The sequence below is a fragment of the Proteus hauseri genome, assembly GCF_040139125.1.
GTDB lineage: Bacteria > Pseudomonadota > Gammaproteobacteria > Enterobacterales > Enterobacteriaceae > Proteus > Proteus hauseri_B.
This window is the reverse complement of the sequence record NZ_JBEEUB010000001.1, coordinates 415,926-437,292: the sequence shown is the minus strand read 5'-3', so window position 1 is coordinate 437,292 and position 21,367 is coordinate 415,926. Positions and strand designations below refer to the sequence as shown.

The window sequence follows — 21,367 nt, the reverse complement described above, 5'->3', positions numbered from 1 at the left end:
TATACTAACGAAGCCCTTACCCTATTGATACAAAGGATATGAAGATGGAAGACAAATTAAAACAAAGCGCATTAGATTTTCATGAATTTCCCGTTCCCGGTAAAATCACAGTGACACCAACCAAGCCACTGATAACACAACGTGATTTAGCATTGGCTTATTCGCCAGGTGTTGCTGCACCTTGTTTGGAAATTGCCGCCGACCCTTTGGCTGCATATCGTTATACTGCTAAAGGTAACCTTGTCGGTGTTATCTCAAATGGTACAGCAGTACTTGGCTTAGGTAATATTGGTGCATTAGCTGGCAAGCCAGTTATGGAAGGTAAAGGCGTTTTGTTTAAGAAGTTTTCTGGTATTGATGTCTTTGATATTGAAGTTAATGAAACAGATCCTGATAAATTAATTGATATTGTTGCATCATTAGAACCGACTTTTGGTGGTATCAACTTAGAAGATATTAAAGCACCAGAGTGTTTTTATATTGAACAAAAACTTCGCGAAAGAATGAAAATTCCAGTCTTTCATGATGACCAGCACGGTACTGCTATTATCTCTACAGCCGCTATTCTTAATGGCTTACGTATCATTCGTAAAGAGATTGGTAAAGTTAGGCTTGTTGTTTCAGGTGCGGGTGCGGCATCTATCGCATGTATGAATTTATTGGTTGCCTTGGGGTTAAAACGCGAAAATATTGTTGTTTGTGACTCTAAAGGGGTTATTTACCGTGGTCGTGAAGCCAATATGGCAGAAACCAAAGCGGCTTATGCAGTCGAAGATAATGGCAGTCGTACATTAGACGATGTTATTAATAATGCAGATATCTTCTTGGGTTGTTCAGGTCCTGGTGTATTAACACAAGAAATGGTTAAAAAAATGGCGCGCGATCCTCTTATTTTAGCGCTGGCAAACCCTGAACCTGAAATTCTTCCACCATTAGCAAAAGCGGTTCGCTCTGATGCCATTATTTGTACGGGACGTTCTGACTACCCAAATCAGGTTAATAATGTGCTTTGCTTCCCATTTATTTTCCGTGGTGCATTAGATGTAGGTGCAACGGCAATAAATGAAGAGATGAAACTGGCATGTGTGCATGCTATTGCTGAATTGGCATTAGCGGAACAAAACGAAGAAGTGGCATCTGCTTATGGTGATCAAGAGCTATCATTTGGTCCTGAGTATATTATTCCAAAACCATTTGATCCTCGCTTAATCGTAAAAATTGCACCTGCTGTTGCAAAAGCGGCAATGGACTCAGGTGTTGCAACTCGACCCATCAAAGATTTTGCTGCTTATATTGAGCATCTCAATGAGTTTGTCTATAAAACCAACTTGTTTATGAAGCCAATATTTTCTCAAGCGAAAAAAGAGAAAAAACGCATTGTACTTGCAGAAGGTGAAGAGAACCGCGTATTACATGCAACTCAAGAGTTGGTAACATTAGGACTAGCAACGCCAATTCTTATTGGTCGTCCTAGTGTGATTGAAATGCGGATCCAAAAACTAGGACTGCATATTCAAGCGGGTAAAGATTTTGAAGTGGTCAATAACGAAAACGATCCACGCTTTAAAGAGTACTGGCAAGAATATCATCAAATTATGAAACGTCGTGGTGTTTCACAAGAACAAGCACGTCGCGCAATGATTGGTAATCCAACACTTATTGGTGCCATTATGGTGCGCAGAGGCGAGGCTGATGGCCTTATCTGCGGTACGGTTGGTAGCTATGCAGAACACTTTGAAGTGTATAAAAACGTATTTGGCTTACGTGAAGGCATGGAAACAGCAGGGGCAATGAACGCGCTGTTATTACCAAGTGGAAACACCTTTATTACAGACACATACGTTAATGAAGATCCAACAGCAGAACAGCTAGCTGATATCACGATAATGGCAGCTGATACTATTCGTCGTTTTGGTATTGAACCTAAAGCCGCGTTAGTTTCACGTTCAAGTTTCGGCTCATTTGATAGCCCATCATCAATTAAACTTAGAAAAGCACTAGAGATAATTAAGCAACGTGCGCCTGAATTAGAAATTGATGGAGAGATGCATGCTGATGCGGCATTAGTTGACTCTATTCGCCGTGATATTATGCCCGATAGCACCTTAAAAGGTTCGGCAAACTTATTGGTTATGCCAACCATGGAAGCCGCACGTATTAGCTATAACTTATTACGTGTAACTAGCTCTGATGGTGTAACCGTAGGACCTGTTCTAATGGGTATTGCTAAACCAGCACATATTCTTACGCCAATTGCATCAGTACGTCGTATTGTTAATATGGTTGCGTTAGCAGTGGTTGAAGCACAAGTTCAATCTCAGGCTTAATATTAACGACAGTAATTCTACTAAAAAGCGCCTTATCTTTGGCGCTTTATTTTTGCATATATAAATGCAATAAATGCAAATTAAAATGAGAATGATATTGATAATCATTAGTAATGATATTACCCTGATTACTTCTGTGTTAAGTAAATATAACTAGCAAGGGTTATCATGCTTTTTTCAATAACAAAAAAAATTTTACCATTAATGGTGTTAGTTGCTTTGTCTGCTTGTAGTTCATTAGCAAAACCACCTAAAGCAACAATAAATACTGAAGTTATTAATTCAGCAAAAATCATTAATACACATAATGGCAAATTGCTCACAGCAGATGCATTATTGACTGAATTAGCGAATCAATCGCGAGTTATCATTGGTGAAAAGCACGATAACACTTATCATCATGATATTGAATTATGGCTAATGACGCAGTTAGCTCAAAAACGGCAACAAGGTGCGGTATTACTAGAGATGCTGACACCAAGCCAACAAATTCTAGTTGATAATATTAAAAAACGTTATTCAGCAGATCACTATTTACGTGATGAACGCTTAATGGCGGCATTGAAGTGGAATACGGGTTGGCGATGGGAATGGTATGGCAATATTGTTAAAGAAGGGCTTAGTGCCGATTATCCTCTGTTAGCCGCAAATATTGACCAAGAAGCCATCTCTCAAGCTTATAAAAACCCGCCAGTCATTGAAGGACAATATTCAACAGCACCACTTGTACGTCAGCTAATTCAAGAAACTATCCAAGTTTCACATGGTAATACACTCGAAAAAACGCAATATGAAAAGATGATGCTTATCCAACAATTGCGTGATCGCACAATGGCTGAGCGTTTATTAGCCGCGCCTCCTCCTGCTTTACTCATCGCAGGCTCTTTCCATGCGACAAAAGTGATGGGTGTGCCTTTACATATTGCTGATTTAGCACCAAATGAAAAAATTACTGTAGTGATAATGGCTGAAGAGGGGAGTGATATAACTTCGGCACATGCTGATTACCTTTGGATAACTCCAGCCGCATTCACTCAGTCTCGTTGATATTACATCTATGCTTATTTCCTCTTATCTTGATCAAATGCCAAGACTACAGTTTTTTAATTATAAAGCGGTGATATTGGCAATTAGCGTTCATCTGGCTTTAGTTATTGGCTATTTTTATCTTTATTACGATAAAACTACGTTAATACAAGAACCTGAATTAGCTGTTATGATGACTCTTAGTGAAAATATTCAAGCGCTTAGTGAAGAAAAACAGGTGATTGGCATTGATCAACAACTTGCTGTTGCTAGTCAAAAGAGAGTTGAGCAGGAGATTGCTGAAAAGCAACCCAATCTTGCGATTAATGAAAATGCCGATATTCTGATCGAAAAACCGAAAAAAACAGTAAATATAGAGCAAACAGCTAAAATAAATCCAACGACTTCACCAACTAAACCATCACCTATAATTAGCGAGAATGTGTCTAGTCAATCAGCGCCATCAAGTAGCCGCTCTGTTGCTAAACAGCAATCTAATGATGTTTCTGCAAACTATGATAGCGATTCAGATAAAGAGGCGGATGCATTAGCATTATGGCAAGCGAAAACTAAAGGGCATTTAAACCGTTATAAAGCTTATCCTGAAGAGGCAAAAAGCAAAGGCAGAATAGGAATACCTAAAGTGCGATTTGTGGTGGATGAGCAAGGATTTATTGTATCAAGTGAATTAATCAATAGCAGTGGTGTTCGTTCTTTAGACCGAGAAGCACAAAGAGTACTCAAACGAGCTCAGCCCCTTCCTATACCTCCTGAAGCATTATTATTTAGGGGTAAAATTACAGTTGAGATGTCGATTGAGTTTTCTACACTGGCTCTATAACCAAGGATTGAAAAGGAAATAAGAATGTTATCAGTGACAAGAAAAACGGTGACGATGAGATTAACAGGTGCCATGATGGCTCTTTTAATCACAGCAACACCTGCAATGGCTCAAACTCAGAAGGACGCTATAACAATGCCACCAAAAGCGAATAAAATACCGCATGTTATGACTGAATATGGGGATACGCGTACAGATAATTACTATTGGTTAAGAGATGATGCGCGAAAAGATCCTCACGTTTTAGATTATTTAAATGCAGAGAATGCCTATACCGAATCAGTAATGAAAGAGGGAAAAGCGCTTGAAGAGACGCTCTTTACTGAAATGGTAAGTCGTATGGCGCAAAACGATGAATCCGTACCTTATGATTATAACGGATATACTTATCGTACTATCTATCAAGAAGGAAAAGACTTCCCTATTTATCAACGTAAACCTATTGGTGATAAAGATAATTGGGAAGTTCTTATTGATGGAAATGAACGCGCTAAAGGGCATGAATTTTATCAACTTGGCGATTTAACGATTAGCCCAGATAACAAGCGTATTGCTATTGCTGAAGATAAAGAAGGTCGTAGAAATTATACGGTTGCTTATAAAGATCTTGCTGATAAAGAGTGGAAAGAGAACGTATTAACCGATATTTCAGCAAACGTAGTGTGGGCAAATGATAGTAATACCCTATTTTATGTAGATAAAGATCCACAAACATTATTGCCTTATCAAATCTATCGTCATCAATATGGCACAGCGCGTGCAAAAGATGTCAAGATCTTTGAAGAGAGTGATGATCGCTTCTATACATGGATGGGTAAAAGTAAGTCAGAAGATTACATCCTAGTTTCTATCGAAAGTTCTACAACGTCTGAATATCGTTTAATTGATGCTAATGCACCAGAAAAACCGATGGTGATATTCTCTGCGCGCCAAGAAGGACGTGAATACGATATTGATCACTTTAAAGGTGAATTCTATATTCGTTCTAATCATGAAAGTGAATTGTTTGGCTTATATAAAACAGCATCTATTGATCAACCTTGGCAAACAGTGATTGCTCCTCAAAAAGAGGTCGATCTTGAAGGGTTTGATTTATTTAATCGCTGGTTAGTGCTTGAAGAGCGTCAACAAGGCTTAGTGTCATTACGCCAAATTGATTGGAAAACAGGTGAATCAACAAAAGTTACCTTTGATGATCCTGTTTATATGGCATGGTTAGGCTTTAACCCACAAGCGGACAGTGAAGAGCTGCGCTTTGGTTATACTTCAATGACAACGCCATCTTCTACTTATCAGTGGAATATGCAAACGCATCAAAAACAGTTACTCAAACAGCAAGAAGTAAAAGGTTTTGAACGTGATTTATATGAGAGCCAACGTATTTGGGTAAAAGCACGTGATGGTGTAGAAGTACCTGTTTCATTAGTTTATCGAAAAGACCTCTTTATTAATGCTGAAAATCCTATCTTAATTTATGGCTATGGTTCTTATGGCAGTAGCATTGATCCTTCATTTAGCTCGCCACGCTTAAGCTTATTAGACAGAGGTTTTGTCTATGCCATTGTTCATGTGCGAGGGGGGGGTGAATTAGGTAAACGCTGGTATAACCAAGGTAAAATGGAACATAAAGTTAATAGCTTTACTGACTTTATTGATGCAACTAAATACCTCGTTGAAGAAGGATATGGCGCTGCTAACCATGTTTATGCGATGGGAGGTAGTGCGGGTGGTTTATTAATGGGAGCCGTTGTGAATATGGCGCCAGAACTATACCGCGGTGTTGTTGCACAAGTGCCTTTTGTTGATGTATTGACAACTATGCTTGATGCTTCTATTCCATTAACAACCGGTGAATATGAAGAGTGGGGTAATCCTGCAGATAAAGCGGTTTATTTGCGCTTAAAATCTTATAGCCCATACGATAATGTTACCGCGCAAGCATATCCTCATCTATTAGTTACGACAGGATTACATGATTCACAAGTGCAATATTTTGAGCCAGCTAAATGGGTTGCTAAATTACGTGAATTAAAAACAGATAATAACTTATTATTGCTAGATACTGATATGCGCGCAGGTCATGGTGGTAAATCAGGCAGATTTAACCGCTTACGCGATACAGCAAAAGAATATGCCTTTATTCTGATGCTAGAAAAACCAGACGTTTATTTTAAAGCACAAAATATAAAGTAAATTATTAAATAATTATCTTGCAAACTGTCTCTTATTTTAAAGAGACAGTTTTTTGTCTGTTTTTTAAAATAACTATAATAATAATAATGCTAATAATAAATGATACCATATAAAATATGGACTATTTTATTCTATATTAAAGCAACGTGAGTCTATTATTTAAATAAAAATAAAGAATGGGCTTATTATGAGATATACAAGGAAAATAATTAATACGTTTATTATACTCTCAGGTATTAATACTATGGCAATTGCCGCTGAAGATAATAAACCGGTACAATTTGGTAGCTTAAAAGTTTCATCTGCACAACAAAAAGAGACACCAGAACAAAAAGCATTAACTAAACCAGGCGCTTATAGCGCTATTGGTGAAATTAATAATCTTGAATCTGTTGAACAAGCATTACGCTCAACCCCTGGAACGTATACTCAAATGGATGTGAGTCAACCGGGTGTTAGTGTCAATATTCGTGGTCTTAGTGGTTTTGGTCGTGTCAATATGATGGTTGATGGTGTTACTCAAACATTATATAGCACATCGCCAAGTCAATTTTCTCATGGTGGTCAGCCATATAACCAATTTAACAATATGGTTGATCCTAATTTTATTATCCAAATTGATATTTCTCGTGGTCAACAGGATGGAGAAAATAGTATTAATGCTTTAGCAGGTAGCGCTAATTTTAAAACCATTGGCGTTGAAGATGTTTTATTTGAAAATCACTCTTGGGGGGTAAGAAGTAAAGCGGCTGGTGGGACTAATGGGCTAGGTTATAACGGCATGGTTGCTTTTGCAGGGCAACGTTCTTTATTTAGTGATGATGGTAATATAGGTGCCATACTTGCTTTAAGTGGACATAAAATTGAATCTTCATACAAAAATGGTGCGGGATTTAATAGTGAAGAGTTTGCTACAAGAAAAGAGTTCAATCAACGACCTCATTCAGAATTGATGAAAATTAATATTACGCCTAATGACTCTCATAAATTAGAGTTAAATGCTCGTTTTTATCAGAATAAATTTAATCGTCGAGATATCGACAGTAAAGATTATTATGCTAAATATCGCTACACACCATTAAATGATCTCTTTGATAGTGAGGTTTTATTAAGCCGTAGTAATGCATCGCAAAAATTTGAAGGCGACTCTTTAATGAGTTTACGTAATGCGACGGCAAAAAATATCTCTAATTCACTGGTTGCTAAAAATACCAGCCATTTTAATTATGGTGAATTAGATATAGCATTAACATTAGGTTCTAAATTAATGTCAACGGAATATAAGCGCAGTGTTATAGCACCATCAATAGATCCTTGGCAGGCAAAAAATATGGTTGAATATAATGTTTTTGCGCCTCAAGGAAAAAACAATTTAACCAGTTTCTTCTCTCAAATGAAATTTGAGTATGATATTTATACGCTTGATCTTAATTTGAACTATGTTGATTACAATATAAAGGGGCGTAAACCTGCTTGTGATCCTAATGCGGCATGTTTCCCTGAAGGTGAATTTAATCTGGATCGTCATGATAGGAATTGGGATCCGGGAATGCTAATCGCAGCTGAAATTATTCCGGAATTTCAACCGTTTGTAAGCTATGCACACACCATGAGAGCGCCAACTTCACAAGAGATCTTCTTTGCCAATGAAGGTGGTGCTTCAATGAATCCATTTTTAAAAAGTGAAAAAGCGGATACTTTCCAAATCGGTTTCAATAGCTATCGCCCCGATTTATTTATTGAAGGAGATAACTTTTATTTAAAAGCACTTTGGTATCATACAAAAATTAAAAACTATATTTCTAGTGACTCTTATTTGGTGTGTAAAGGTGGGATCCGTTGTAAAGATGATGGCAAATTAACATTAGGAGACTACGCCGGTATAGAATATGACGGCAATATTAATCTATTTAGTAACAGTATTGATCCGGTTGCTATGAGAGGTTATGAATTACAAGCTAATTATGATGCTGGTGTTTTTTATACAACAATCTCTTATAGCAATGAACGAACAGCACAACCTACTTCTCTTGCCTCTGCTTCATTTGGTCAAAACCCAGCATCTGAATTACCGAAATATTATGCCACTATTGATGCAGGTGTTCGATTATTTGACGACCGATCATTAGAATTAGGAACCATTATTCAATTGACGGGTAAAACGCGTAAAGCATCCCCAAGTGGTATGGATCCTGACACAGGTAAAATCCCAATGGAAGAGCACGGGAAAATTCCAACAGTAATTGATCTTTATGGTAATTATCGTGTGAACAAAAATATTTCACTGAAATTCTCAGTGCAAAATTTAATGAATAAAAACTATTCTAATCCATTAGACAGAAGTAATTCAGCTCCGGATATGTTTGAACAAGGATCTGACAAACAAACTGCTCGTGGAAGAAGCTATCTCTTTGGTGGTGAAATTCGGTTTTAATATTTTATAGTCATATTCTAAATAAAAAATTAACAAAAACGGCATCATTAAGATGCCGTTAGCTTTTGTACTAAATATTCATTTTATTGTGTTATTCGCCAGTTTTGCTTGTGGTTTTTCGTTTTGTTCTGATTTTTTGTGTTTTTATTACTTCACTGGTTATCCAACCATCTTCAACGCGAGTTTTCAATGGATCGCCCACTTTCACCTGTTTCGTATTTTTCAGCACTTCTCCAGACTCTGTTTCACTAATACTGTAACCGCGAGAAAGTGTTGCGAGAGGGCTCACACTTTCTAAACGAGAACAGCTAATAGCAAACTGTTCACGTTGACGAGATAACTGTTGTGAAATACTTTCTCGCATACGGTAAATCAACTGTTGTTGTTGACGAAGTAATGCTTGAATTTGTGAACTAGGCTCTTGGTAATTAAGGCGTTTTTGTAGTTGTGTTTGTTGATGTTGCTTCGCTTGCAATAGCCGCTGAAAACTAGAAACTAAACGCTGTTGTGTGGACGCTAATACATTTTGCTGACGAGCAAGACGTAAATGAGGATGTTGCTGTTGTAATCGATGATGTATTTGTGTGATAGCGCGTAATTTTTTCGCTAAATAGTAATCCATTGCCATTTCAAGGCGTTGTTGCTGAGATTGCAACTGGCGTAATAACTCAAGTTTATTACGGCTGATTAACTCAGCGGCAGCTGAAGGGGTTGGCGCTCTTAAATCGGCAACAAAATCAGCAATAGTGACATCAGTTTCATGACCAACAGCACTTACAATAGGAATTTCACTGGCAAAAATAGCACGAGCAACGCGTTCATCATTAAATGCCCAGAGATCTTCTAAGGAACCACCGCCACGACCCACAATTAAAACATCACACTCTTTACGGCGGTTTGCTAACTCAATGGCATGAACAATTTGCATTGGTGCTTCAGCACCTTGCACCGCAGTAGGGTAGATAAGTACAGGCAAAGAGGGATCACGACGACGAAGAATATGCAAAATATCGTGTAGCGCAGCGCCAGTTGATGAAGTAATAACACCAATCTGTTTTGCTGGTGTTGGTAATGGTTTTTTATGCAGGGCATCAAATAAACCTTCAGCACTGAGTTTCTGTTTTAATAACTCAAATTGCTGTTGTAATAAACCATCACCAGCGGGTTGCATACTTTCTACAATCAGTTGGTAATCGCCTCTCGGTTCATACAAGGTAATAGTGGCTCGTACTAAAACTTGTTGACCATGCTGAGGTCGAAACGTCACTTTGCTATTTTGCCCACGAAACATCGCTGCTCTAATTTGAGCATGGGTATCTTTCAATGTGAAATACCAGTGCCCTGAAGCAGGTTGAGTAAAATTGGAAACTTCAGCGCTGATCCAAATGCGACCCATTTCCATTTCTAATAACTGGCGAACGGTCTTATTTAGACGGCTAACAGTAAAAATATTATTGTTTATCGGTAGTGTCATGTGAGCCAGATCAAATTTTAAAACAAAGACTTAATTGATTGATACTACCTAAGTTCGTGGCAGGATCAATAAAAACTTTGAAAAAAAGCTAGAAGCAACCGATTACGGTGTGTATAATTCCGCGGCAATATTTTCTATTTCCTAAAAGCCGCCTTGGTGAGATATTGCTATGTTACGAATTAAAAAAGAAGCACTTACATTTGATGATGTTTTGTTAGTTCCTGCACACTCCACTGTTCTTCCTAATACTGCCGACTTGTCTACTCAACTGACTGAAACAATCCGCCTAAATGTACCTATGCTTTCTGCTGCAATGGATACTGTGACTGAAGCATCTTTAGCTATCGCATTAGCTCAAGAAGGTGGAATTGGTTTTATCCACAAAAATATGTCTATCGAACGCCAAGCTGAAGAAGTGCGTCGTGTGAAAAAACATGAAAGTGGAGTTGTTACCGATCCTATCACTGTAACGCCTGAAACTTCATTACGTGAAGTACACGAAATGACATTACGCAATGGCTTTGCGGGTTATCCTGTGGTAACCGAAGATAATGAGCTGCTAGGTATTATTACTGGTCGTGATGTTCGCTTTGTTACAGACCTAGAGCAACCAGTCACTGCGGTGATGACGCCAAAAGAGCGTTTAGTAACAGTAAAAGAGGGTGAAGCACGTGATATTGTTATGCAAAAAATGCATGAAAAACGTGTTGAGAAAGCGTTAGTCGTTGATGACAGCTTCCATCTTCAAGGCATGATAACCGCAAAAGATTTCAAAAAAGCAGAGCGTAAACCTAACGCGTGTAAAGACGAACACGGTCGTTTACGTGTTGGTGCTGCTGTTGGTGCCGGTGCTGGTAATGAAGAGCGTGTAGCTGCATTAGTTGCTGCTGGCGTCGATGTATTACTTATCGATTCCTCTCATGGTCATTCAGAAGGTGTCTTACAACGTATTCGTGATACTCGTGCGTTATATCCTAACTTACCTATTATTGGCGGTAACGTTGCAACAGCAGAAGGTGCTTTAGCATTAGCTGATGCGGGCGTAAGTGCGGTTAAAGTCGGTATTGGTCCTGGTTCAATTTGTACTACACGTATCGTAACTGGCGTAGGTGTACCACAAATTACGGCTATTGCAGATGCGGTTGAAGCATTGAAAGATCGTAATATCCCCGTTATTGCTGATGGTGGCATTCGTTTTTCTGGTGATATTGCTAAAGCATTAGCCGCTGGTGCCGCGTGTGTTATGGTGGGTTCAATGTTTGCGGGCACCGAAGAATCTCCAGGTGAAATCGAATTATTCCAAGGACGCTCATATAAATCTTACCGAGGTATGGGTTCTTTAGGTGCGATGTCTAAAGGTTCATCAGACCGTTATTTCCAAACTGATAACGCAGCGGATAAACTGGTTCCTGAAGGTATCGAAGGCCGTGTTGCTTATAAAGGCTTGGTGAAAAACATTGTTCACCAACAAATGGGTGGTTTACGTTCATGTATGGGCTTAACGGGTTGTGCAACGATTAAAGAGCTGAATACTAAAGCCGAATTTGTTCGCATCAGTGGTGCTGGTATTCAGGAAAGCCATGTTCATGATGTTACCATCACAAAAGAATCACCTAATTATCGCTTAGGCATGTAATATATTTCGAGAAAGGTTTGTGTTGTTTGCATCGTTTACAGCAGTAAATATCACTGTATAGACACAAGCCTTTCAAATTAATGACTTTATCTGTTTTGGAATTCACCACAAATGACAGCAAATATCCATAATCATCGCATTCTTATCCTTGATTTCGGTTCACAATATACGCAGCTTATTGCTCGTCGTATTCGTGAAATCGGTGTTTATTGTGAACTCTGGGCATGGGATGTTACAGAAGAGCAAATTCGTGAATTTAATCCTAATGGTATTATTCTGTCTGGTGGTCCTGAAAGTACTACAGAAGATAACAGCCCTCGTGCACCAGAATATGTATTTAATGCGGGTATTCCTGTCTTAGGTATCTGTTACGGTATGCAGACAATGTCTATGCAATTAGGCGGATCAGTTGAAGTTTCTGGTGAGCGTGAATTTGGTTATTCACAAGTTGAAATCCGTGAAACCTGCGAATTATTCCGTGGTATTCAAGATTCTGTTAGTGAAGATGGTACACCATTATTAGATGTATGGATGAGCCATGGCGATAAAGTTACCGCTATTCCATCAGACTTCGTTACTGTAGCAAGTACTGAAACTTGCCCATTTGCTATTATGGCAAATGAAGAAAAACGTTTTTATGGTGTTCAGTTTCACCCTGAAGTGACTCACACTCACCAAGGTTTAGAAATTTTAAAACGTTTTGTATTAGATATTTGTGGTTGTGATGCACTGTGGACTTCAGCTGCGATTATCGAAGATACCGTTGCTCGTTTAAAAGCGCAAATCGGTGATGACCACGTTATTTTAGCACTTTCTGGTGGTGTAGATTCATCAGTTACTGCACTGCTACTAAATCGTGCAATTGGTAAACGCTTAACTTGTGTATTTGTTGATAATGGTTTGCTGCGCCTTAACGAAGCAGAGCAAGTTATGGCTATGTTTAAAGGTAAATTTGACCTTAATATTATCCATGTTGAAGCTGAAAACCGTTTCTTAACTGCGCTGAAAGGCGAGAATGACCCAGAGAAAAAACGTAAGATTATTGGTCATTCCTTTATTGAAATTTTCGATGAAGAAGCCGTTAAACAGCCAGAAGTTAAATGGTTAGCACAAGGAACTATTTACCCAGATGTGATTGAATCGGCAGCATCTGCAACAGGTAAAGCCCATGTGATTAAATCACACCATAATGTGGGTGGCTTACCAGATGATATGAAACTGGGTTTAGTTGAGCCATTAAAAGAGCTGTTTAAAGATGAAGTCCGTAAAATTGGCTTAGAGCTAGGTTTACCCTACGACATGCTTTATCGTCATCCATTCCCAGGACCAGGTTTAGGCGTGCGTGTATTGGGTGAAGTGAAGAAAGAGTATTGCGATTTACTGCGTCGTGCTGATGCGATTTTTATCGAAGAGCTGCATAAAGCTGACTTATACAATAAAGTTAGCCAAGCATTCACTGTGTTTTTACCAGTACGTTCAGTTGGTGTAATGGGCGATGGTCGTAAATACGACTGGGTTGTTTCATTACGCGCGGTTGAAACCGTAGACTTTATGACCGCACACTGGGCACATCTACCATACGATTTCCTAGGAAGAGTATCTAACCGCATAATTAATGAGGTCAGTGGCATTTCAAGGGTCGTGTATGATATCAGTGGAAAACCGCCTGCGACAATTGAGTGGGAATAAAATACCGTTTATCAGCAATAGTTGATAAAGGTTAAAAAAACAAGAGCCATCAGTATGTTACTGGTGGCTTTTTTTATGCATAAAAAGAGCCTTAATTTACATTAAGGCTCGGAAAATAATATCAGCTACATATATTACTTAACTAAGCTTATATTTTTGAATTCAATAATATAACCAAAGTGATGGCTTTTAATTATAATCATAGCCTCTATTCCAGTTAAGCAACTCACTATTTTACTTGAAGAGCATTTTGAATTTGAATTTGGCTTACGGTATGTATAATTAACTCTAAAACGTGTCATATATCACCTAACTATGGTTTATCTTTAATGAAGATGAATAGAGTCATCTTTATCAGTTGGGGTTGATGGGGGCTCTATGTTTTCAATTGAACCTGAGAGTAAATTTGCCCTATTAAGAGCAAATTGCACTGCGTTTGAGACAATATTATCCATACCTCCAGATTCAGCAATTCTCACATTTCTTGCAGCACCACCGAAGATAGTTGGCTTATTTTTTCTCTTAAGTGGCATGCACCACTTGTCTTTGTTAGTCATAGTGTTACCTTAATTTATGTAATTAGGAGCATTTGTTATATGACCCGAAATGTAATAAATTTTATATTTTTTAGGAAGCAAGCTGTATTGATTACGGAGGTTAGAAATATATTTACTACCAATCCTAATTATAATCTTTTTTGCAGATTGCCTATTCTTTGGGAATGACTGTAATATTTCAGGTGTCTTCCTTACTATGCAGTAAAACCTTTGCACCTTAATATCCTTCGCTCATCCTATATTTAGTATGTCGAGATGTTCTTTTTAAATCTCCCCCACTTTTGTTCGAGCCAGTATCATTTGTAATAACAATTAATTTCTAGCAAGATCTCTCTGCATCATCATAGTTGTCATCCGTACTGAAAAATTAATCCGAGTATGAGGAATGGCTAATGAAGCGTGTTTCCCTGAACGAAAAGTAACGATACTGACAAAATTAGGTTCAACTAGAAGAAAAATCGATTGCTTAAATTAATCACGGAAAATAACTAGTTTGAAACTTATTGAGATAACCGAAATTTATTTGAAGGAAAAAATAATGTTGATTCCAAACACTGCTCAAATTGCTGATTATGTTTTTAATTTATTGGATTTACAGTTGGAGAGTTCTAAAAGAATATCTATTGATAGTCGTTCTGAATTTTTAAAACAGAATGAACTTTTTAAGGAAAAATGCTCACTTATAACTACAGCGCTATCAGAAGGAAATAATGATTTATGGCTTTATATGGGGCATACGATGGGAGTATTTCAAGATGTAATGAAAGAATTTAATACATATCTCGCTCCTTTAGCAATGGAGCCATCAAGTGAGCGAAAAAACAGGATCGCTTTTATTAGTTATTTTTTTATACCATTTATAATAACATCTATCAATAAGTTAGATAATAGGGTTGATAGTACATCTGTTTTACATACACTTAAGGAGTGGTTGATTGAGATCCTATGCAGTAGTAAAGATACAAAAATTGCAATAAAGTCAAATAGTATTGATGTCGAGGCTTTTATTCGTAGAAAGCTATCCCATGTTATCCCTAGAGGGACATGTGGAGATATTAAAAATAATTTGGCTTCAAATAAAGGATGGAAATCCTTTTCATATAACGATGATATAAATAAAAAAATAATTAATGACATTAAAATTGATTTCTTAGCATTGGGTGAAGAGCAGTTGATGCCTAAAGTTATAACTATTATTAAGGCAGGTGGAATTTTAAGAAATGCACTAAAAAAATATAGTTTTAAAGATTTAATTATTCCAAATTATGAAGAGGTTATTTTTTTAATGGATAGTTTTTTAATTTCTCCAAATCAAGTAGAAGAAAATATTGACTCTTTTAAGGAAACAGATTCTTCCAAAGAGTTTATAAATGTATTTAAGATGATAGATATTAAACTAATAAAAGAGAATAATCCGGAAGTATTAAGAAGAATAAGAAATTTAAATGTGGCAATTAAACAATTTCCTCATATTGCTTCAAATAATGATATCAATTCATCGTTACTGTATTTGCATAATTGTATAGGAGAATTTGAACAGTTTGATTTAAATCTTTTAAATACTACTATGGAAAGGGCTAATAAAACTTGTGATAAAAAAGTTCTTAATAGAATAATATCTAATGCACATGAACAAATACGCCAAGAGTTTATTAGTTATATTGAAGAATTAGAAAAAATAGGTGCTTCTAGTGATCAGATCATGCAATTATCTTGCATAATATTAGCTATATCATCAGTTACGCTAGAAACAGTACAACATAACAAAATGACAAAATTGTTAGCGATTATTAGAAGGAATTTAAGCTCATTTGGTGATTTCTGTGATATGCCTTTTTTCACGACCTGTTTCAATCGTGGTTCATCAACTCCAATTGATTATCAACGTTTTAATGAAGATAATCAAATTTTGGCATATGCTATTCGTGTATATAATCAACTAATTATTAAAAATGTACCAATATCTTCTCTAGAGGATAATGTCATTATGCCTCTTATGCATATAGATATTGAACTTGAAGAGCTCATTGATTCATACCATAACGGAAAATTTAATAAGAATAAGGTGAAAGAACTTACATCATCAAAACGATTTTGGAGATTAGATCAATCATCAGCATATGAAGTTCTACGAGATATCGATTTTTATATTAAAGTTTTTGGTGTTCACCTCGATGAAAAAAATGTGATTATCCCTGTTGGTCTTAATAGATATATTGAATTATCAGACAAAATAAAAAAACAAATACTAAAAGTACTTGACCCAATACAGTACGAAAAAGACGAAGCTACGGAAAAAAGAGCCACTAAAGCCAAAGAATCTGGTGCTTCATCATACATTGGTTCGGATGGTCTTCCTGTTTTTATTATTAAACCTAAGCAAGTTTATTAATGAAATTTTCATTAATATTCGAGTGGGCAACCTAACAGCTATCCGTCTTGGTTGATAAAGGTTAAAAAACCAAGAGCCATCAGTAAGTTACTGGTGGCTTTTTTGTTTTCTATGGTTGGTAATAACTAGAAAAATGATGGTGTGCAAAGAATATAGCGAAAAAATTCCTTCCAGTATTCTAAAGAGTACCCTATCTGAATATAGTGAAAGCCTTTATCACTTTAAAAGTGAGAAAAGAATAATGACTCACAGATGAGATAAATAACGAATAAATTTGTCATATCTTGAAAGGGTTATATCCCCAATGCTATGATTATATGTATCATAGATGAGACATGCTTAAATGAGGTAACTATGACCGAAGATACTTATGTGAGTAAACTCCAAAAGACAAAAGGGTCTGTTGTGCGACCATCAACGGAAATTGCCTTAGCTAAACTCGGTAAGGATATTGAATTTGCTCGTCGTGTGAGAGGTATCTCCGCAGAGCGATTTGCTAAATCGGCTGGGATCTCACGCTCTACTCTACATAGACTTGAGAGCGGAAAGGGTGCCGGTGTCTCACTTAATACTCTTGCAATGGTGCTTACTATTCTTGGAAAGCTCGATCTGCTGAGTAATCTGATTGATATGCGTAATGACGATATTGGTTTATCTATACTGCGTGAAAATGTTATTAGGGGAACAAGTCTACCTCACAAAACATTAAAGATTAAATATAATGAATCTGCAAAGGATGTTAATAAAAAAGTAGGGAAACGAGCACCAGGTATGATACCAATCAAGAAATCTTCGCAATCTGGTGTGGAAATAAAGAGGATGAATGATCAAAAAACGTTGGTAGTCAGTCCATCAGGGCATGCATCATCTCTTCTCTCTCGCTTGAAAGCTACGCGAGATTCTTCTAGTTCATAATAAGAGACGTTATATGAGTCAAAGACTTTATGTTTGGATGGATGATGAAGAGTTAGTTGGGCAATTGGATTTCAATATTGACGGAAGACGTCAAAACTCTGTTTTCACTTATGCGAATAGCTGGATTGAAAATCCAGATGGCTTTGATCTCTCCCCCTTCATGCCACGCAGTCATATACTTGCATCGGCTACTCTTCAAGGAAATTCATCCCCTCTTGTAATGCCTATCGCCGACAGCACTCCTGATTCTTGGGGACGGGCTATTATGCGCGCCGCAAATGGTGGGCGTGTTATGAATGATTTTGAATATCTGATCGGGGTCGATGATTTTTTACGTTCAGGCGCGCTTCGTTTTTATGAGAGTAATACACCAATACACCGGGAGCATTACCTTTAGCTCAACCACGTACAGGTGAAAATGCCTTCTCAATACCGCGCCTTATCGAACTGGAAGCGATGGTTAATGAGGCTCGAGCCTTTGAAGCAGACCCAGTTCATTATCGTGAAAATAGAGCAAATCTCCTTGGTGGACAGATGCTGATCGATGCAGCAGGCTCATTAGGTGGGGCACGACCAAAAGTGAATGTACGCGATGAAAATCAGGAGCTTTGGATTGCAAAGCTACCAAAAATGGGTGATGAGTACGATATGGCACGTAGTGAAGTACTCGCGCTTCGTCTTGCTGAAGAGATAGGAATGACAGTTTCTCAAGCGGAGCCATTCGTTGTCTCTGGGCAATTTCCAATAGCGTTAATCAAGCGTTTTGATCGCTATTACGAAGAGGCAGAGGAACCACATCGGATCCATTTCATTACAGCACAGACTTTTATGGGACTCTCCGGTTCAGAGCCATCAAACTATGTCTCTATAGCTGAGCAGATGATAATAAACGGTGCTGGTGATGATGTGGCTGAACTTTGGACGCGTATGGCATATTCTGTATTGATACAAAATACGGATGATCATTTACGTAATCATGGTTTTATCTGGAATAGTGAGCGATGGGCTCTCTCCCCCGCCTATGATATCAATCCAGATCCATCAGCTGGAGGTACTCTTAAAACCGCAATTAGTGAGATACATGGTAATAAACTTAATATTTTGGCTGTATTAGACGCAGCACCTCTGTTCAATATCTCGCCTAGTGAAGCTCGTGAGGCACTTAAGGTTATGGCTGAAATTATCAGTGATAAATGGCGTCCTTTGGCTCGTGAGTTAGGGATGAGTGCACAGGATATCCGATATATTACACCAGCTTTTGAAAGCCCTCAGATTCAGAATGCTTTGGAATTGTGAGAACTAAATTTTTATACTTAATAGTAAATAGGATCTTTTAATTTAAACACTGAAGTACTTATTTATATATTTATTTAACTCCCTCTTAATATCCCTCTCAAACCATATATTACTCTCAACAACCACTGCATTATCTGGTTTTTCCATTAAAGTAATCTTGGTATTAATCCCTATCTCTTTTAATTGTATTTGTATATGTTGCAAAGTTCGGTAATTGCCTGTAAACCACTTATTATTAGCAGAGAGTAAGCAAATGGCTTCGGTATATCCACATGCTAGCCATTGCTTAAAGTGAATTAACGCTTGCTTGTTTTCCTTGGTAAACGAGGGCGAAAGAACATAAAAGTCTCCATTAGCAAGTCGTAAATCATATTTATCTTGCAGAAAATCCTCAACACTATTTCCACTCGCAACAATTTCAACTTCACCGGTTTGAACATCTACTAAATACGCATTAACACCAACATAACAGTGTTCTGGTTCTTTATTGATAATATAACGCTCAGCGTTACAACGAATAATCCAATAATCTTGTTTTGGTGATAATACACAAAAATAGACAACAAAATTTTCATCAGTTAATGATGGGTTGCAATAGTTAAGAGCAATGATTTTAGCTTCTTGTAACGTAATCATATTTGCCTATTAAGTAATGAGTATGCTAAAAAATTAAAACGAGTTGAAAAATAAAAACTAATGTTACTAAAAATAGAATAAAAATAGGAGATAAGGAAATCATGCATAATGAAATTTTAAAAAAACTTCCTCAAATAGAACAGGAGTATCAGGTAAAACTGCTCTATGTCGCAGAAAGTGGTAGCCGAGCTTGGGGATTTGCCTCAACAGATAGCGATTATGATGTGCGTGGTATCTATATACAACCTCGTAATGCTTATCTCTCAATCGATAGACCTAAAGAGACATTTGAGTGGATTGAAAATAGCTGGTTTGATGTAGGGGCTTGGGATATTACAAAAGCATTACACTTATTAAGAAAATCCAATTGCATCTTACTCGAATGGTTACAATCACCTATTGTTTATCAGCAATATCCTCATGCTCAACAAGAACTATTTGAATTAGCAAAACTTTATTATCAGCCTAAAGTGATTGTGCACCATTACCGAGGTATTGCGAAAGCAACAGGAGGAATTACTAAAGATACGATAAAATTGAAAAAATGGTTTTATTTATTACGTTCACTTTTATCTGCATATTGGACAGTAAAAACAGGTGAAATCCCGCCAATGGAGCTTCATAAATTAATAAAAATCTTAACACAAGAACAGCAAATGAAGATTGAGCAATTGGTGGAATTTAAATCGGACAAGGATGAACACTTTATTTGGTCTCCATCAGAAGATATGCAACAGCTGATCAGTTTTTTATGGCAAGAAACAGATGTTCAGCTAGTTAAAAGAGAAGTGCCAAGTAATGAAATATTAAATAACTGGTTTAGGGAAAAATTAAATGAAACTAACAATTGATGATATAAAACCTTACCTGTTATTTGAGAGTATTTCTGGTAGTCGTTCACACAATCTTGCAACTGAAACCTCAGATACGGATATTAAAGGGGTATTCTATTTACCAGCAGATCTTTTCTATGGTTTAGACTATGTTCCTCAGGTCAGTAACGAAACTAACGATATCGTCTATTACGAACTAGGTCGTTTTGTTGAATTATTATGTGCTTCAAATCCGAATATTTTAGAGCTATTAAACTCACCAGAACAGGTTGTTATTTATAAGCATCCGTTAATTGCCGAGTTAAAACCCGAATGGTTTTTATCTAAAGCCTGTGTGCAGACTTTTGTTCGTTATGCTCAAGGTCAAATTAAAAAAGCACAGGGATTAAATAAAAAGATAGTTAACCCTGTTGATAAGCAATTAAAAACAATATTAGATTTTTGCTACATTATAGAAAAAGGGAAAACAATTCCTGTAAATGACTGGCTGATAACACGAAATTGGAAACAGGAAAATATTGGGTTAGTTGATTTAATTCATGCTCAAGATCTTTATGCTGTTTATCATGATGAAATAGGTGATTATCAAGGCATAATAAAAAAACAAAAAGCAACAGATGTATTGCTAAGTAGTATTCCTAAATCAGCAAAATTAGAAGCTTATCTGAGTTTTAATAAAGAAGGATATGGTGCTTACTGTAAACAATATCATGAATACTGGCAGTGGGTAGCGCTGCGCAATGAAGCTCGTTATCAACAAAATGTTGAACACGGTCGTAGTTATGATAGCAAAAATATGATGCATACCTTCAGATTATTGTATATTGCTTTAGGCATCGCCCAAGAAGGTAAGGTAAAAGTGTGGTGTGATAATCGAGATGAGTTATTAGAAATAAAAGCAGGAATATTTACCTATAAAGAGTTACTTCTACGCAGTGAAGCACTTATCGAAAAAATTTATAAAGCATTTGATAAAAGTAAATTACCTGAAGATATTAACTATCAAAAGGCTCAAGTAGCACTAGTTAATATAAGAAAGGAGCTATATAAAAAGTAAAATACAGAAAATAGTATTAAATAATAAAATAACTAAAAATCAATTATTATCAGCAATTATC

At 37.0% G+C, this 21,367-nt stretch carries 16 protein-coding genes; 13 read left to right on the top strand and 3 right to left on the bottom strand.

The window, feature by feature from the left end:
- Nucleotides 1-44: 44 nt before the first annotated feature.
- The 5 genes from maeB (at nt 45) to ABN099_RS01925 (ending at nt 8,821) form a co-directional block, all read left to right on the top strand.
- Nucleotides 45-2,327 (top strand): NADP-dependent oxaloacetate-decarboxylating malate dehydrogenase, encoded by a 2,283-nt coding sequence (gene maeB, locus ABN099_RS01945; RefSeq protein ID WP_349462025.1) that lies wholly within the window; start codon nt 45-47, stop codon nt 2,325-2,327.
- A 168-nt stretch (nt 2,328-2,495) separates the two neighbouring features.
- Nucleotides 2,496-3,374 (top strand): ChaN family lipoprotein, encoded by an 879-nt coding sequence (locus ABN099_RS01940; RefSeq protein WP_349462024.1) that lies wholly within the window; start codon nt 2,496-2,498, stop codon nt 3,372-3,374.
- Between the two features lie 70 nt (nt 3,375-3,444).
- The gene (locus ABN099_RS01935) at nt 3,445-4,194 is read left to right on the top strand and encodes an energy transducer TonB (protein ID WP_349462236.1); all 750 of its coding nucleotides are present in this window, start codon (nt 3,445-3,447) and stop codon (nt 4,192-4,194) included.
- 24 nt (nt 4,195-4,218) lie between these two features.
- Complete coding sequence (locus ABN099_RS01930) at nt 4,219-6,387, top strand: S9 family peptidase (protein ID WP_349462023.1); 2,169 nt, start codon at nt 4,219-4,221, stop codon at nt 6,385-6,387.
- A gap of 187 nt (nt 6,388-6,574) precedes the next feature.
- Nucleotides 6,575-8,821: a TonB-dependent receptor domain-containing protein gene (locus tag ABN099_RS01925; protein ID WP_349462022.1), complete on the top strand. Its 2,247-nt coding sequence runs from the start codon at nt 6,575-6,577 to the stop codon at nt 8,819-8,821.
- 91 nt (nt 8,822-8,912) lie between these two features.
- Here ABN099_RS01925 and xseA read toward each other — a convergent pair whose 3' ends face one another.
- Nucleotides 8,913-10,295: an exodeoxyribonuclease VII large subunit gene (gene xseA, locus ABN099_RS01920; protein ID WP_349462021.1), complete on the bottom strand. Its 1,383-nt coding sequence runs from the start codon at nt 10,293-10,295 to the stop codon at nt 8,913-8,915.
- A 169-nt stretch (nt 10,296-10,464) separates the two neighbouring features.
- Between xseA and guaB the strand changes: the two genes are divergently transcribed.
- Together guaB and guaA are read left to right on the top strand one after the other, a co-directional pair.
- The gene (gene guaB, locus ABN099_RS01915; RefSeq protein WP_349462020.1) at nt 10,465-11,931 is read left to right on the top strand and encodes an IMP dehydrogenase; all 1,467 of its coding nucleotides are present in this window, start codon (nt 10,465-10,467) and stop codon (nt 11,929-11,931) included.
- A gap of 111 nt (nt 11,932-12,042) precedes the next feature.
- Nucleotides 12,043-13,620, top strand: coding sequence for a glutamine-hydrolyzing GMP synthase (guaA, locus tag ABN099_RS01910; protein WP_349462019.1), 1,578 nt, complete (start codon nt 12,043-12,045; stop codon nt 13,618-13,620).
- 326 nt (nt 13,621-13,946) lie between these two features.
- Here guaA and ABN099_RS01905 read toward each other — a convergent pair whose 3' ends face one another.
- On the bottom strand, nt 13,947-14,177 hold the full coding sequence (locus tag ABN099_RS01905; RefSeq protein ID WP_349462018.1) for a hypothetical protein: 231 nt from the start codon (nt 14,175-14,177) through the stop codon (nt 13,947-13,949).
- A 538-nt stretch (nt 14,178-14,715) separates the two neighbouring features.
- Between ABN099_RS01905 and ABN099_RS01900 the strand changes: the two genes are divergently transcribed.
- The 4 genes from ABN099_RS01900 to ABN099_RS01885 all read left to right on the top strand — a co-directional run bounded on the left by ABN099_RS01900 (nt 14,716) and on the right by ABN099_RS01885 (nt 18,780).
- The gene (locus tag ABN099_RS01900) at nt 14,716-16,569 is read left to right on the top strand and encodes a hypothetical protein (protein WP_349462017.1); all 1,854 of its coding nucleotides are present in this window, start codon (nt 14,716-14,718) and stop codon (nt 16,567-16,569) included.
- Nucleotides 16,570-16,923: 354 nt separating this feature from the next.
- Complete coding sequence (locus ABN099_RS01895; protein ID WP_349462016.1) at nt 16,924-17,484, top strand: helix-turn-helix domain-containing protein; 561 nt, start codon at nt 16,924-16,926, stop codon at nt 17,482-17,484.
- A gap of 13 nt (nt 17,485-17,497) precedes the next feature.
- A complete protein-coding gene (locus ABN099_RS01890; RefSeq protein ID WP_349462015.1) occupies nt 17,498-17,881 on the top strand; it encodes a HipA N-terminal domain-containing protein in 384 nt (127 codons plus the stop codon).
- 59 nt (nt 17,882-17,940) lie between these two features.
- Complete coding sequence (locus ABN099_RS01885; protein ID WP_349462014.1) at nt 17,941-18,780, top strand: type II toxin-antitoxin system HipA family toxin; 840 nt, start codon at nt 17,941-17,943, stop codon at nt 18,778-18,780.
- A 42-nt stretch (nt 18,781-18,822) separates the two neighbouring features.
- Here the strand turns inward: ABN099_RS01885 and ABN099_RS01880 are convergent, their stop codons facing one another.
- Nucleotides 18,823-19,416, bottom strand: coding sequence for a hypothetical protein (locus ABN099_RS01880; RefSeq protein WP_349462013.1), 594 nt, complete (start codon nt 19,414-19,416; stop codon nt 18,823-18,825).
- Between the two features lie 101 nt (nt 19,417-19,517).
- Here ABN099_RS01880 and ABN099_RS01875 point away from each other — a divergent pair, with 101 nt between their 5' ends.
- Nucleotides 19,518-20,267 carry a nucleotidyltransferase domain-containing protein gene (locus ABN099_RS01875; protein WP_349462012.1) on the top strand — a complete coding sequence of 250 codons (750 nt, stop codon included), beginning with the start codon at nt 19,518-19,520 and terminating at the stop codon, nt 20,265-20,267.
- Nucleotides 20,251-21,306 carry a DNA polymerase beta superfamily protein gene (locus tag ABN099_RS01870; protein ID WP_349462011.1) on the top strand — a complete coding sequence of 352 codons (1,056 nt, stop codon included), beginning with the start codon at nt 20,251-20,253 and terminating at the stop codon, nt 21,304-21,306. Before ABN099_RS01875 ends, ABN099_RS01870 begins: the two co-directional genes overlap by 17 nt.
- Nucleotides 21,307-21,367: the final 61 nt, after the last annotated feature.

Excerpts from the sequence above, each read along its gene's own strand:
- guaB (WP_349462020.1), top strand. The coding sequence starts at position 10,465 with ATGTTACGAATTAAAAAAGAAGCACTTACATTTGATGATGTTTTGTTA.
- ABN099_RS01885 (WP_349462014.1), top strand. The coding sequence starts at position 17,941 with ATGGTTAATGAGGCTCGAGCCTTTGAAGCAGACCCAGTTCATTATCGT.
- xseA (WP_349462021.1), bottom strand. The coding sequence starts at position 10,295 with ATGACACTACCGATAAACAATAATATTTTTACTGTTAGCCGTCTAAAT.
- ABN099_RS01900 (WP_349462017.1), top strand. The coding sequence starts at position 14,716 with ATGTTGATTCCAAACACTGCTCAAATTGCTGATTATGTTTTTAATTTA.
- maeB (WP_349462025.1), top strand. The coding sequence starts at position 45 with ATGGAAGACAAATTAAAACAAAGCGCATTAGATTTTCATGAATTTCCC.
- ABN099_RS01870 (WP_349462011.1), top strand. The coding sequence starts at position 20,251 with ATGAAACTAACAATTGATGATATAAAACCTTACCTGTTATTTGAGAGT.
- ABN099_RS01880 (WP_349462013.1), bottom strand. The coding sequence starts at position 19,416 with ATGATTACGTTACAAGAAGCTAAAATCATTGCTCTTAACTATTGCAAC.
- ABN099_RS01905 (WP_349462018.1), bottom strand. The coding sequence starts at position 14,177 with ATGACTAACAAAGACAAGTGGTGCATGCCACTTAAGAGAAAAAATAAG.
- ABN099_RS01895 (WP_349462016.1), top strand. The coding sequence starts at position 16,924 with ATGACCGAAGATACTTATGTGAGTAAACTCCAAAAGACAAAAGGGTCT.
- ABN099_RS01940 (WP_349462024.1), top strand. The coding sequence starts at position 2,496 with ATGCTTTTTTCAATAACAAAAAAAATTTTACCATTAATGGTGTTAGTT.
- guaA (WP_349462019.1), top strand. The coding sequence starts at position 12,043 with ATGACAGCAAATATCCATAATCATCGCATTCTTATCCTTGATTTCGGT.
- ABN099_RS01890 (WP_349462015.1), top strand. The coding sequence starts at position 17,498 with ATGAGTCAAAGACTTTATGTTTGGATGGATGATGAAGAGTTAGTTGGG.
- ABN099_RS01930 (WP_349462023.1), top strand. The coding sequence starts at position 4,219 with ATGTTATCAGTGACAAGAAAAACGGTGACGATGAGATTAACAGGTGCC.
- ABN099_RS01925 (WP_349462022.1), top strand. The coding sequence starts at position 6,575 with ATGAGATATACAAGGAAAATAATTAATACGTTTATTATACTCTCAGGT.
- ABN099_RS01875 (WP_349462012.1), top strand. The coding sequence starts at position 19,518 with ATGCATAATGAAATTTTAAAAAAACTTCCTCAAATAGAACAGGAGTAT.